General features: G+C 36.2%; 15 protein-coding genes. 14 read left to right on the top strand and 1 reads right to left on the bottom strand.

Features of this window, described 5'->3' with window-relative positions:
• Positions 1 to 82: 82 nt before the first annotated feature.
• Genes LMD38_RS24900 through LMD38_RS24885 form a run of 4 tightly spaced genes read left to right on the top strand, consistent with a single transcriptional unit; the run spans position 83 to position 3,930 of the window.
• Entirely contained in the window at positions 83 to 1,039 is a 957-nt protein-coding gene (locus tag LMD38_RS24900) for an ABC transporter permease (RefSeq protein ID WP_000860737.1), read from the top strand.
• 14 nt (positions 1,040 to 1,053) lie between these two features.
• Complete coding sequence (opp4C, locus tag LMD38_RS24895) at positions 1,054 to 1,977, top strand: oligopeptide ABC transporter permease (RefSeq protein ID WP_061183213.1); 924 nt, start codon at positions 1,054 to 1,056, stop codon at positions 1,975 to 1,977.
• Positions 1,978 to 1,987: 10 nt separating this feature from the next.
• Positions 1,988 to 2,968: an ABC transporter ATP-binding protein gene (locus LMD38_RS24890; RefSeq protein ID WP_227585575.1), complete on the top strand. Its 981-nt coding sequence runs from the start codon at positions 1,988 to 1,990 to the stop codon at positions 2,966 to 2,968.
• Positions 2,965 to 3,930: an ABC transporter ATP-binding protein gene (locus tag LMD38_RS24885; RefSeq protein ID WP_016716293.1), complete on the top strand. Its 966-nt coding sequence runs from the start codon at positions 2,965 to 2,967 to the stop codon at positions 3,928 to 3,930. The genes LMD38_RS24890 and LMD38_RS24885 overlap by 4 nt, the downstream gene beginning before the upstream one ends.
• A 39-nt stretch (positions 3,931 to 3,969) precedes the next feature.
• On the opposite strand, the gene LMD38_RS24880 is transcribed toward LMD38_RS24885, so the two are convergent.
• Positions 3,970 to 4,842: a Cof-type HAD-IIB family hydrolase gene (locus tag LMD38_RS24880; protein WP_029141034.1), complete on the bottom strand. Its 873-nt coding sequence runs from the start codon at positions 4,840 to 4,842 to the stop codon at positions 3,970 to 3,972.
• 449 nt (positions 4,843 to 5,291) lie between these two features.
• On the opposite strand from LMD38_RS24880, the gene LMD38_RS24875 reads away from it, so the two are divergent.
• From LMD38_RS24875 to LMD38_RS24830, 10 genes are all read left to right on the top strand, one after another.
• Complete coding sequence (locus LMD38_RS24875) at positions 5,292 to 5,399, top strand: DUF3948 family protein (RefSeq protein WP_000664237.1); 108 nt, start codon at positions 5,292 to 5,294, stop codon at positions 5,397 to 5,399.
• A 41-nt stretch (positions 5,400 to 5,440) separates the two neighbouring features.
• Entirely contained in the window at positions 5,441 to 5,548 is a 108-nt protein-coding gene (locus tag LMD38_RS24870; protein ID WP_000664237.1) for a DUF3948 family protein, read from the top strand.
• Between the two features lie 35 nt (positions 5,549 to 5,583).
• On the top strand, positions 5,584 to 5,700 hold the full coding sequence (locus LMD38_RS24865) for a DUF3948 family protein (protein ID WP_000661718.1): 117 nt from the start codon (positions 5,584 to 5,586) through the stop codon (positions 5,698 to 5,700).
• A 42-nt stretch (positions 5,701 to 5,742) separates the two neighbouring features.
• Positions 5,743 to 5,850 (top strand): DUF3948 family protein, encoded by a 108-nt coding sequence (locus tag LMD38_RS24860; RefSeq protein WP_000664237.1) that lies wholly within the window; start codon positions 5,743 to 5,745, stop codon positions 5,848 to 5,850.
• 42 nt (positions 5,851 to 5,892) lie between these two features.
• Positions 5,893 to 6,003 (top strand): DUF3948 family protein, encoded by a 111-nt coding sequence (locus LMD38_RS24855; protein WP_001083700.1) that lies wholly within the window; start codon positions 5,893 to 5,895, stop codon positions 6,001 to 6,003.
• Positions 6,004 to 6,312: 309 nt separating this feature from the next.
• Positions 6,313 to 7,431 carry a 4-hydroxyphenylpyruvate dioxygenase gene (gene hppD / locus LMD38_RS24850; protein ID WP_000810913.1) on the top strand — a complete coding sequence of 373 codons (1,119 nt, stop codon included), beginning with the start codon at positions 6,313 to 6,315 and terminating at the stop codon, positions 7,429 to 7,431.
• A 66-nt stretch (positions 7,432 to 7,497) separates the two neighbouring features.
• On the top strand, positions 7,498 to 8,454 hold the full coding sequence (locus LMD38_RS24845; protein WP_016716296.1) for a fumarylacetoacetate hydrolase family protein: 957 nt from the start codon (positions 7,498 to 7,500) through the stop codon (positions 8,452 to 8,454).
• Positions 8,420 to 9,592: a homogentisate 1,2-dioxygenase gene (locus tag LMD38_RS24840; protein ID WP_000499917.1), complete on the top strand. Its 1,173-nt coding sequence runs from the start codon at positions 8,420 to 8,422 to the stop codon at positions 9,590 to 9,592. Before LMD38_RS24845 ends, LMD38_RS24840 begins: the two co-directional genes overlap by 35 nt.
• Positions 9,593 to 9,824: 232 nt before the next feature.
• On the top strand, positions 9,825 to 11,240 hold the full coding sequence (locus LMD38_RS24835) for a branched-chain amino acid transporter BcaP (RefSeq protein ID WP_000809368.1): 1,416 nt from the start codon (positions 9,825 to 9,827) through the stop codon (positions 11,238 to 11,240).
• A gap of 108 nt (positions 11,241 to 11,348) precedes the next feature.
• Positions 11,349 to 12,620, top strand: coding sequence for an MDR family MFS transporter (locus LMD38_RS24830; protein WP_208755175.1), 1,272 nt, complete (start codon positions 11,349 to 11,351; stop codon positions 12,618 to 12,620).
• Positions 12,621 to 12,672: the final 52 nt, after the last annotated feature.

Below are 12,672 nucleotides of genomic sequence, written 5' to 3'. Positions count from 1 at the left end.
AGACATTTTTTCATTCGGTTAGTAATGTGCCGATTTGAAAAAATGTTCTTCTATTTTAAGCATTAGATTGGAGAGAAAAAGGGTGAAAACATATATCGTTCGTAGGTTGCTACAAATGATTCCTACACTGTTTGGAACATCAATTATTATCTTCTTCCTGTTCGCACTTCTTCCGGGTGATTATATTGATTCAAATCCAAAGATTACACCGGAACGAGCAGCTGAGCTTAGGGAATTGTATGGATTGAACAAACCAATTGTCGAGCGCTATTTTCATTGGTTAGGTAATGCATTGCAAGGAGACTTTGGTTTTTCGCTTCAATATCAAGAACCTGTAACATCACTATTAAATAAGTTTATTTGGAACTCGTTTAGTGTAGCAGTTATTGCATTATTTTTTATTTGGCTAATTGCACTTATTATCGGTGTATTCTCAGCAACGAAGCAACATTCTTTATTCGATAAACTTGTAACAATTGGTGTTTTTGCAGCGATGTCATTTCCTTCCTTCTTTATCGGTTTGTTTTTAATTAAAGTGTTCGCAGTTGATTTTAAATTATTACCGATAGGTGGGATGATTGATGTTGGCAGTAATTCTACTGGGTTTGCTTATGTGATAGAAGTTGCAAAACATATGATTTTACCGGTATTTATTTTGACACTTCTTGGAGTAGGTTCATTAACTCGTTATTTTAGAACAAGTATGTTAGAGGTTGTTAGACAAGATTACATACGAACAGCACGTGCGAAAGGTTTAAAGGAGAAGACTGTTATTTATAAGCATGCATTAAAAAATGCAATTTTACCGGCGATTACATTGCTTGCGTTCGAGTTACCTGGATTGTTTTCTGGAGCCATTATTATAGAACAAATTTTTAACTGGCCAGGTATCGGTAATATTCAATTAGAGGCGCTTAATTTCCGTGATTATACAGTATTGATGGCATTTACGATGTTTCTTTCTTGTTTAACGATTGTTTCAAACTTTTTCGCAGACATTGTATATGCAGTTGTTGATCCACGTATTCGGTTGAAGTAAAGGGGGGAAACGAGATGGAAACTGTTACAGCGATTGCAGAGAAGAAAGAAAAAAAGAGAAGGAAAAATGAATCATCACCGTGGCGACAAGCTCTTAAAAAGATAAAGAAAAATAAGATGGCGCTCGTAGGATTGTATGCATTAATTTTTATGTTTTTATTTTGTTTTATCGGTCCGTTCTTTTCACCATATGCATCAGGGAAAATACAAGTTGCGTTAATTAACAAGCCACCTAGTTTTTCTCATTGGCTCGGTACAGATCAATTAGGGAGAGATATTTTAACGAGGCTTATGCAAGCAGGGCGAATTTCATTAACGATTGGCCTAGCTTCTATGGTTTTATCAGTAATATTAGGAGCTGTATTAGGGGCTATTGCAGGATTTTATCGTGGCATCGTTGATAATATTATTATGCGTCTTGCCGATATTTTAATGTCGATGCCAGGATTACCATTACTTATTATAATGGGTGCGATTTTATCGGAGTGGAAAGTACCGTCTGATTATCGTCTATATGTCATTATGATTATTTTAAGTTTAGTAGGTTGGCCGGGGCTTGCACGCCTTGTAAGAGGTCAAATTTTATCACTTAGAGAGCAAGCATTTATGCAAGCTGCTGATGTGCTAGGGATAAAAGATTACCGGAAAATTATATATCACTTAATTCCTAATGTTTTACCAATATTAATTGTTGTATCCACATTAGGTGTTGCAGGTTCTATTTTAGGGGAGTCCGCACTAAGCTACTTAGGTCTCGGGGTCGTCCCGCCTACACCGTCATGGGGGAATATGATTAGTGCAGCGAACTCATTAATTGATTTCCAAAAGCGTCCGTGGTTATGGATTCCGCCTGGTTTTGCAATTTTTATAACAGTTGTATCCATTAATTTACTTGGTGATGCACTTCGTGATGCGTTAGATCCAAAGATGAGACGGTAGGTGAGGGAATATGAGTAAAGCGGTAGTAGAGTTGAAAGACTTACAAACACACTTTCAGACAGAAGAAGGAACAGTAAAAGCTGTGAATCATGTTAGTTTTACAGTTCGAGAAGGTGAAACTGTTTGTGTTGTAGGTGAATCTGGTTGCGGGAAAAGTGTAACGGCTTTATCTATTATGGGACTTATTGCTGAATCAGGCAGTGTAGTAGGTGGAGATATTTTATATGAAGGAAAAAGTCTTTTAGGAATGAAAGAGAAAGAGCTTCGTAGTTTACGAGGGAATGATATTGCGATGATTTTCCAAGAACCGATGACATCGCTAAATCCAGTATTTACTGTAGGGGAACAAATTGTAGAGACGTTAAGGGAGCATGAACTGCTTAGTAAAAATGAAGCATATAAGAAGGCGATTGAGTTAATTTGTAAAGTCGGCATAGCTCGTGCGGATGAAATCGTCCATTCTTATCCACACGAACTAAGTGGTGGTATGTTACAACGTATTATGATTGCTGTTGCACTTAGTTGTAATCCTAAGTTATTAATTGCGGATGAACCGACAACGGCTCTTGATGTTACGATTCAGGCTCAAATATTGGATCTACTAAGACAAGTGAAAGAAGAATTTAAAACGTCGATTTTATTAATTACACATGACTTAGGTGTCGTAGCGGAAATGGCTGATTATGTTGTCGTTATGTATGGCGGGAAAGTTATTGAAGAAGCCCCAGTACTAGAGATATTCAAAAATCCGAAACACCCGTATACGAAAGGTTTGTTGAAATCAAAACCAGTGATGGGTAAACGAATAGATAAACTATATTCTATTCCAGGGCAAGTTCCTAATTTAGTTGGTTTAGATGAGTTTTGCTACTTTAGCGGCCGTTGTGAGCATTGTATGGAAATATGTAGAGAAGAAGTGCCAAGTTTGAATGTACATGATGAGAATCATAAAGTTGCTTGCTGGTTATATGAGGAGCGTGCGGAACAATGAGTGAACCATTACTAGAAGTAAAAAACTTAAAAACATATTTTCCAATTAAAGGCGGCATATTTAGTAGAACGGTTGGACATGTAAAAGCAGTTGATGGGGTAAGTTTTACTATTAATAAAGGTGAAGTGTTCGGCCTCGTTGGTGAATCGGGAAGCGGAAAAACGACGATAGGAAAAACAATTTTACGTCTCGTTCAAAAAACGGAAGGGGAAGTGAAGTTTAAAGGGCAAGATGTTCACTCTTTATCTAAGGACGAATTGAGAAAACATCGTCCTAATATGCAACTTGTTTTCCAAGATCCATTTAGCTCATTAAATCCGAGAATGAGAATTGGGGAAGCGCTTGGTGAGCCGATGTTAGCTCACGGATTAGCGACGAAAGAAAATGTTCGTGAGAAGGTGACAGAAGTATTAGAGTTATGTGGCTTAGCTCCATATCATATTGACCGGTACCCTCATGAGTTTTCTGGTGGACAACGTCAACGTATCGTTATCGCAAGAGCTATGGTATTAAATCCAGAATTTATTGTAGCTGACGAACCTGTGGCAGCACTAGATGTATCTATTCAAGCACAAATCATTAATTTATTTAGTGAGTTACAGGAGAAAAAAGGACTATCTTATTTATTCATTTCACATGATTTAAGCGTAGTAGAGCATTTATGTACGAAGATTGGAATTATGTATTTAGGAACGATTGTGGAAACAGCGCCACGTGATGAGTTATTTATAAATCCACTTCATCCGTATACAAAAGCATTGTTATCCGCTGTGCCAATACCAGATCCAACAGTGAAGCGAGAGCGAATTATACTAGAGGGTGATATTCCAAGTCCAGCGAATCCACCTTCAGGTTGTCGCTTTCATACACGTTGCCCATTTGCAACAGATATTTGTAAACAAACGGTACCAGAATTCCGTAATGTTGGTGAAGAGCACTTTGTTGCTTGTCATCATGTATAAAAGAGAAGGACCCTTTCAGAAACTGAAAGAGTCCTTTTTTTATTTACTAGATGAAGTTTGTTTTAATACAAATTGCTCGATTGCATGAGCAACACCATGTTCATTATTTGTTAATGTGACAACATCACATAGTTTTTTTACATCTTCTTCAGCATTTCCCATTGCCACTGATAAGCCAGCTACTTGTAACATTGGCACATCATTAAAGTTGTCCCCGATTGCAATAGTATCTTCAATTGGTATATTGAAATAAGCGGCCATTTCTTGTAGACCGTTCCCTTTATGACCATGCTTATCCATAATTTCTACATTAGTAGGAGCGGATGCTGTAACTGAAATATCGGTGTCTTCTTGTAACACGCTTAATAGCTGTGTACGATGCTCTGCGTTAAACGTCAAAATGAAGAATTTAGATATTTCTAATTCTGGATTATTTACAACATCTTCGATTTTTTGGAAATCAGTAATTAAGTTTGATTTCTTTTGTTTTTCTGTAATTCTTTCAAGTTCCTCAAGTGTAACATCTAGTGCATGCTTGTTCTCTTCGAACGCTTGCATGACTTGATCTTGCCATGTATATGGAGAATAAACTCCTTTATTCGTATATAGCTTATAAGGAAAACCTTCAGATTCTAGTAATTTTGCAAGCTTGTATACTTTATCGTTTTGTAAACAACGCGAGTTAATTACTTTTCCATCCACATAAACAATTGCCCCATTGCTCGCTCCAACCGGAAGAGATAGTTTATATTCTTCCAATAATTTCAAAGCGTCCTCTTTTGCACGACCAGAACAAATCATGACTATATGACCAGCCTCTTTTGCAGTTTGGATAGCTTGTAAGTTCTCTTTGGAGATTTCAAGACTAGATGATAGTAGTGTTCCATCCATATCTAATGCGATTAATTTCAAAATGACCACCTCTTTGTTTTTATTATACATAGTTATATGGAGGAAACATATAAACTTATCTTGGAAAGATTGTATTTTACCTCTCATGAACTATCAGTAAGAATTTGATAGATTCCACTTTATTAATGAAAGATTTATGTTAATTTGTAACAAAAGTAGAGGTGGATATGGGGATGTTTCGTTATATGACTGTAATATTACATGAATGTTACAAACATGAAGTTAGTAGAAAATGCATTAAATCAAGGTTTTTTAGGATGTTTATAAAAAAACGTAAAAAAAGTGTAATAAAATTTACGTAATTATATTGCAACGTAACAATAGTTATGTTACATTAATGTTACAAACGTTACGTTATTAAATTTAATGTAACGTCAACATAAAAACTATGAAATAAACATTTCTTAGAAATTACATATAGATAACTTATTAAGAGGAGGATACATAATATGAAAGAGCAAGTATTACAAGTAACAAAAGGTGACTTCGTAGGATCAGCAAGTGGAGCAGTAGTATTAACAGCATTAATCGTATTTCTATCAAGCGTATTAGTATAATAGAAGTTTTGTAACAAAAGAAAACGAGAGGAGAATGCAAAATGAAAGAGCAAGTATTACAAGTAACAAAAGGTGATTTCGTAGGATCAGCAAGTGGAGCAGTAGTATTAACAGCGTTAATCGTATTTCTATCAAGCGTGTTAGTATAATAAAAATTTTGTAACAAAAAACAAATGAAGGGAGAATGAAAGAAATGAAAGAGCAAGTATTACAAGTAACAAAAGGTGACTTCGTAGGATCAGCAAGTGGAGCAGTAGTGTTAACAGCATTAATCGTATTTCTATCAAGCGTGTTAGTATAATAAAAACTTTGTAACAAAAGAAAAATGAGAGGAGAATGCAAAATGAAAGAGCAAGTATTACAAGTAACAAAAGGTGACTTTGTAGGATCAGCAAGTGGAGCGGTAGTATTAACAGCATTAATCGTATTTCTATCAAGTGTATTAGTGTAATAGAAGTTTTACATTATACAAAATGAAAGGAGAATGAGGAATATGAACAGTGAACAAGTGTTACAAGTAACAAAAACAGATTTATTAGGATCATTAGGTGGAGCGGTAGTATTAACATCATTTATTCTATTCCTTGCAAATGTATTAGTATGAGACATATAAATACAATTATTCAAAAAAAATAAAGACTCTAGCATATTAGTAAGTAATTAATATGTTGGGGTCTTTTTTATTTTTCTTCTATATATCCCTTCAAGTATGAATAGTCCCCTTTATTTTAAAGAGAAAAAAGTCGAATTTTATATGTAAGAAAAAAAGAGGAATTTGACAGAAAAGATAGAAAATTTTAAAGGTCAGAATTAGTTAGCTTGCTAACTAATTTCTATTAATTGATGTTGGAAGCGTTTTCGGTTGGTTTTAAGTATGGACCATTTAATCTATTTACAGGGGGATGAGGATTTTATGAAACAAAAATCTATGGATACGCTAGCTGCACAAATGGAGGACTTTTTTCCAGTACGTGATGTAGATCATTTGGAATTTTACGTAGGAAATGCAAAGCAATCAAGCTATTACCTTGCGAGAGCATTCGGATTCAAAATTGTGGCTTACTCTGGATTAGAAACTGGTAATCGTGAAAAAGTATCTTATGTTCTTGTGCAAAAAAATATGCGTTTCGTTGTGTCTGGGGCTTTAAGTAGCGACAATCGTATTGCAGAATTTGTAAAGACTCATGGTGATGGCGTGAAAGATGTGGCGTTACTTGTTGACGATGTTGATAAAGCATACTCGGAAGCGGTGAAACGTGGTGCCGTCGCAATTGCTCCACCTGTAGAGTTAACAGACGAGAACGGTACATTGAAAAAAGCAGTTATTGGTACGTATGGTGATACAATTCATACGCTTGTAGAGCGTAAAAATTATAAAGGAACATTTATGCCAGGATTCCAAAAGGCTGAGTTTGATATTCCATTTGAAGAGTCAGGTTTAATTGCTGTAGACCATGTAGTTGGTAATGTTGAAAAGATGGAAGAGTGGGTTAGTTATTACGAGAACGTTATGGGCTTTAAACAAATGATCCATTTTGATGATGATGATATTAGTACAGAGTATTCAGCATTAATGTCGAAGGTTATGACAAATGGAAGTCGTATTAAGTTCCCTATTAACGAACCAGCAGATGGAAAGCGAAAATCACAAATTCAAGAATATCTAGAATTCTACAATGGAGCAGGTGTACAGCATCTTGCTTTACTAACAAATGACATTGTTAAAACAGTAGAAGCGCTTCGTGCAAATGGTGTGGAGTTTTTAGATACACCAGATACTTATTATGATGAATTAACTGCACGAGTTGGAAAAATTGATGAAGAAATTGATAAGTTAAAAGAATTAAAGATCTTAGTAGATCGCGATGATGAAGGCTATTTACTACAAATTTTTACGAAACCAATTGTAGATCGTCCAACTTTATTTATTGAAATCATTCAGCGTAAAGGGTCTCGTGGATTTGGAGAAGGAAACTTTAAAGCGTTATTTGAATCAATTGAAAGAGAACAAGAGCGTCGCGGAAATTTATAAAATTTATATCCACCAGCAGGGATTCTTTTGCTGGTGGAAATTTCATTTTCATAAGGAGGAATCATGATGAAATTTGTTACATTTCGTCTTCCTTCAAAAGAAATGCGAGCTGGATGGCTTGAAGGTGACAAAGTAATCGATATGAATCTTGCTAGTGGTGGAAAATTACCTTCTTCTATGTTCGCCTTTTTAGAGAAAGTGGATGAGTATGTAGAAGTGTTGCGTAATATTAACAAGCCGGAAAAGGGCATATATTCTTTAGAGGAAGTGCAATTAGTAGCAGCGATTCCTAATCCGAGTAGTATTAGGGATTTTTATGCATTTGAACAGCACGTAAAAACGGCACGTGGCCGAAGAGGGTTAGATGTTGTACCTGAATGGTACGATATCCCGGTTTTTTATTTTACGAACCATCGTGCTGTAATTGGTCCAGATGATGTTGTAATTAGTCCGAAGAAATCTAAAAAACTTGATTATGAGTTAGAGATTGCTTGCGTAATTGGGAAAGAAGGAAGAAATATTTCTCGTGAGCAAGCAGAGGAATATATTTTTGGTTATTGTATTATGAATGATTGGAGTGCAAGGGACTTACAAGCAACAGAAATGAAGGTAGGACTTGGTCCAGCGAAAGGAAAAGATTTTGCAACTTCATTAGGAGCGTACCTTGTTACGAAAGAGGAACTAGATATTTATCGTAATGGTGACCGTTATGAGTTAGAGATGACTGCTCATGTAAATGGAAAGCTATTATCAAAAGGGAACTTCCGAGATATTTACTATACATTTGCTGAAATGATTGAACGTGCTTCGGAAGACGTTACGTTATATCCAGGCGATGTGATTGGTTCTGGAACAGTAGGAACAGGTTGCATTTTAGAACTAGGCACAGAAGAGTGGCTACAAGATGGTGATGTGGTAGAACTTACGATTACTGGTTTAGGTACATTACGTAATACGGTCAAAATAGAAAGGGAAGCAGGTGATGGGCATGTTTTATCGTCACATGGGGGAGCTACCTCATAAACGACATGTACAATTCCGTAAAAAAGACGGGTCGCTTTATCGTGAGCAGGTAATGGGAACAAAAGGTTTTTCTGGTACGCAATCTATTTTGTACCATCATTATATGCCAACGGAAGTAGGGCATGCGGCATTATCTCATTCTTGTCAGTTGCAGTATGAAGAAGATGTTGCTCTTTCTCATCGTCACTTTCGCACGAAAGAAAATAAAAAAAGTGGTGATGCAGTAAGCGGAAGAAACTTTATACTTGGAAATGAGGATTTATTAATCGGAGTAGTGAGCCCAACAGAAAAAATGGACTATTTCTACCGTAATGGTGATGGCGATGAAATGTTGTTTGTCCATTACGGAACAGGAAAAATTGAAACGATGTTTGGAACGGTTCATTATAGAAAAGGCGATTATGTAACAATTCCAATTGGAACGATTTATCGTGTTATTCCAGATGAAGGAGAGACTAAGTTTCTTGTTGTAGAGGCAAATAGTCAAATTACAACACCGCGTCGCTATCGTAATGAATATGGACAATTGTTAGAGCATAGCCCGTTTTGTGAGAGAGATATTCGTGGTCCTGAAAAATTAGAGACGTATGATGAAAAAGGTGAGTTTGTCGTAATGACAAAGTCGAGGGGATATATGCATAAACATGTTTTAGGACATCATCCGTTAGATGTTGTTGGTTGGGATGGCTATTTATATCCGTGGGTCTTTAATGTAGAGGATTTTGAACCAATTACAGGTCGTATTCATCAGCCACCTCCAGTACATCAAACGTTCGAAGGTCACAATTTCGTTATTTGTTCTTTCGTACCACGTTTATATGACTATCATCCAGAATCTATTCCGGCACCGTATTATCATAGTAACGTGAATAGTGATGAAGTACTGTACTATGTAGAAGGTAACTTTATGAGCCGAAAAGGTGTGGAGGAAGGGTCTATTACACTTCATCCGAGCGGCATTCCTCACGGGCCACATCCTGGGAAAACAGAGGCGAGTATAGGGAAAAAAGAAACGCTTGAATTAGCTGTTATGATAGATACATTCCGTCCGCTTCGTATTGTAAAACAAGCACATGAAACAGAAGATGAAAAATATATGTATAGCTGGATTGAAGAGGGATCATATACTGTGAAATAAGTAAGAAAAAGGCATGCTCAATAACAGAGCATGCCTTTTTCATGGAATCGACATGTATAATAATACCAAAAAAAATTATAGAAAGATATATAGAAAGAATGATAAAAATCGTGCATATTCATAAGAGTTTCTACTTATTTCGACAAAAGTATTGACTGGGAAAAGTGCTATGAGTAAAATAAAAAAGCGAATCAAAAATTTTCAGAAAATTTAAAACTTGGAGGAGCATGCTATGAAGCAAATTTTTCAAAAGAAGCCTATTGCAAAGTTAATGCAAGAGAGTAAACAAAAGACGTTAGCAAGAACATTGGGCGCACTAGATTTAACGATGCTTGGAATCGGGGCAATTGTTGGAACGGGTATTTTTGTTCTAACGGGCGTGGTAGCAGCGAAACATTCTGGACCAGCTATTATATTATCATTTGCGATAGCCGCGTTAGCATGTGCCTTTGCTGCATTTTGTTATGCTGAATTTGCTTCTTCAGTTCCTGTCTCAGGCAGTGTGTACACGTACACATATGCAACGATGGGAGAAGTATTCGCATTTTTAATTGGATGGGACTTAATGCTTGAGTATTTACTTGCTACATCTGCTGTGGCAAATGGTTGGTCCGCGTACTTCCAATCTTTATTAAAGGGATTTGGAATTCATATTCCTACCATTCTTTCCTCAGCCCCTGGTACAGGAAAGGGTGGAATAATTGATTTGCCAGCAGTTCTCATTATTTTAGTGATGACAGTTCTTTTATCTAGAGGTGTTCGTGAAAGTGCACGTGTAAATAATATTATGGTATTTATTAAACTAGCGGTTGTTCTTATTTTTATCTTTGCTGGTTTTAATTATGTGAAACCCGAAAACTGGACGCCTTTTATGCCATTTGGCTTAGATGGTGTAATGGCTGGAGCTGCTACAGTGTTCTTTGCATTCATAGGGTTTGATGCAGTTTCAACGGCAGCAGAAGAAGTGAAACGTCCACAACGTGATTTACCAATTGGTATTATTGCATCTTTATTAATTTGTACGGCTCTTTATATTATTGTTTCGCTTATTTTGACAGGAATTGTTCCATACGGACAGTTGAATATATCAGATCCAGTCGCTTTTGCACTTCAATTTATTGGACAAGATAGTTTAGCGGGAGTAATTTCAGTAGGCGCAATTACAGGAATCACAACAGTAATGTTAGTTATGATGTATGGACAAGTACGAGTTTCATATGCAATGAGTAGAGACGGATTGTTGCCGAAACGTCTTGCTAAAGTTCACCCGAAATTTAAAACACCGTTTTTAAATACGTGGACAACGGGAATTATTGCAGCACTTATTTCAGGATTAATAGATTTAAATGTGTTAGCGCATCTTGTAAATATGGGGACTTTATCAGCCTTTGCACTTGTAGCTGTTGCTGTTATTGTAATGAGAAGAACGCATCCTGATTTACCAAGAGCATTTAAGGCGCCGCTTGTACCGTTTTTACCAGCGTTAACGGTAATTTTTTGTCTATACTTAATGCTTCAATTATCCGGGACGGCTTGGATTAGTTTTGGTGTATGGATGATTATCGGTATTGCGGTTTACTTCTTATATAGCCGAAAACATAGTGCTTTAAATAATAGTAAAGAAGAAGACGATGCAGCCAATTTATAAGTAGAAAAATCCATTCTAATTCTGTTAGAATGGATTTTTAATTTTGAAAATTTACATTATTCTAAACTTGTTATAAGATAATTATTGGTGAACAAAAGGGGTGAAATAATGAAAAATACGTGGCGTGAGTTAAGGGAGATGGATCGTAACGTATGGATTCGGTTTATTGGTGAGACGTTAAATGGAATTGCAATGATGATGTTGATGCCTTTTTTTGCATTATATTTAAAAGATAAGGTAGATTCATTATTACAGGTCGGAGTGATTATGGCACTGTCTCCAATTGCTGCAAGCTTTGGATCAATTATAGGGGGAAGAATTGCTGATATATATGGAAGAAAACCGATTATGATATTTTCGATGGCGAGCAATGCGGTATTCATGCTCGGTTTTTTATTTATAGAAGGATTTATTCCATATGCGATTTTATCTATTTTTTTAGGATTAAGTAATTCGTTATTTCATCCAGCTGCATCAGCGATGGTTGCGGATGTAACGGCGCCAGAAAAAAGAACAGAAGCATATGGTTTATTGCGAATGGGACACAATATAGGTGCTGCAATTGGTCCGATAATGGGGGCTTCAGTAGTTATGTTATCGAAGAACCTTGTGTTTATTATTGCCGTATCTACGATGTTATTTTATGCATTACTTGTATTCGTCCTTATTCAAGAGACAATGCCAAAGAGTACGAATAAAGAAGGTGATACAGAAAAAGAATCAGGAGCAGTGTGGAAAATTGTATTGCGAGATAAGGCACTCATGATTTATTTATTAGCAGGTATCATTATTTCGATGGGATTTTCTCAAACAGAAGGCATGTTGCCACTGCACTTTGACAATGAAATGAAAGATATTTTTGGAACTAACAATCCATATCCATATTTAATGGCTTTAAATGGACTATTAGTTGTGTTGTTCCAATTTCAAATTTCAAAATGGGTCACAGATAAACCTGTTGGAAAGACGATGTTATATGGTGCATGTTTGTTTGGGATTGGGTTATTTTTCATAGGGTGGTTACCGAAGTGGTTTGGAGGACTTGATACAAATGCTACGATTATTTTAATAACTTTACTGTTTGTATATGCCATATATACGTTAGGTGAGATGATTATGTCGCCTGTACAGATGACGTTTGTAGCGAATTTGGCCCCTGAGCATTTGAGGGGGACTTATATGGGAGCTGCAAGTTTGCAGTGGATTACAGGAAGTGCATTCGGCCCACTTCTTGGAGGTTTTTTATTAGACCGATTACTTGGCCACTTTCTATTTACAATTTTAGCTGTAGGTTGTGTAGTTGCAGGTATTGTATATATTTCTTTAGACCGCCTTGTTGAACAAAGGCAAAAAAGCACACTAACCAAACAATCTTCTTAATAATTAGATGACATACACAAAAAGGGGATTTCTACATATTTTAGGTACATAA

This window comes from Bacillus pacificus, from assembly GCF_020861345.1.
GTDB lineage: Bacteria > Bacillota > Bacilli > Bacillales > Bacillaceae_G > Bacillus_A > Bacillus_A pacificus.
This window is presented reverse-complemented; position numbering and strand designations above follow the sequence as displayed.

What these genes read in the sequence shown, in the direction of transcription:
- LMD38_RS24855 (WP_001083700.1), top strand. Translation starts at nt 5,893, where the DNA reads ATGAACAGTGAACAAGTGTTACAAGTAACAAAAACAGATTTATTAGGA.
- LMD38_RS24840 (WP_000499917.1), top strand. Translation starts at nt 8,420, where the DNA reads ATGTTTTATCGTCACATGGGGGAGCTACCTCATAAACGACATGTACAA.
- opp4C (WP_061183213.1), top strand. Translation starts at nt 1,054, where the DNA reads ATGGAAACTGTTACAGCGATTGCAGAGAAGAAAGAAAAAAAGAGAAGG.
- LMD38_RS24830 (WP_208755175.1), top strand. Translation starts at nt 11,349, where the DNA reads ATGAAAAATACGTGGCGTGAGTTAAGGGAGATGGATCGTAACGTATGG.
- LMD38_RS24890 (WP_227585575.1), top strand. Translation starts at nt 1,988, where the DNA reads ATGAGTAAAGCGGTAGTAGAGTTGAAAGACTTACAAACACACTTTCAG.
- LMD38_RS24835 (WP_000809368.1), top strand. Translation starts at nt 9,825, where the DNA reads ATGAAGCAAATTTTTCAAAAGAAGCCTATTGCAAAGTTAATGCAAGAG.
- LMD38_RS24865 (WP_000661718.1), top strand. Translation starts at nt 5,584, where the DNA reads ATGAAAGAAATGAAAGAGCAAGTATTACAAGTAACAAAAGGTGACTTC.
- LMD38_RS24845 (WP_016716296.1), top strand. Translation starts at nt 7,498, where the DNA reads ATGAAATTTGTTACATTTCGTCTTCCTTCAAAAGAAATGCGAGCTGGA.
- LMD38_RS24885 (WP_016716293.1), top strand. Translation starts at nt 2,965, where the DNA reads ATGAGTGAACCATTACTAGAAGTAAAAAACTTAAAAACATATTTTCCA.
- LMD38_RS24875 (WP_000664237.1), top strand. Translation starts at nt 5,292, where the DNA reads ATGAAAGAGCAAGTATTACAAGTAACAAAAGGTGACTTCGTAGGATCA.
- LMD38_RS24860 (WP_000664237.1), top strand. Translation starts at nt 5,743, where the DNA reads ATGAAAGAGCAAGTATTACAAGTAACAAAAGGTGACTTTGTAGGATCA.
- hppD (WP_000810913.1), top strand. Translation starts at nt 6,313, where the DNA reads ATGAAACAAAAATCTATGGATACGCTAGCTGCACAAATGGAGGACTTT.
- LMD38_RS24870 (WP_000664237.1), top strand. Translation starts at nt 5,441, where the DNA reads ATGAAAGAGCAAGTATTACAAGTAACAAAAGGTGATTTCGTAGGATCA.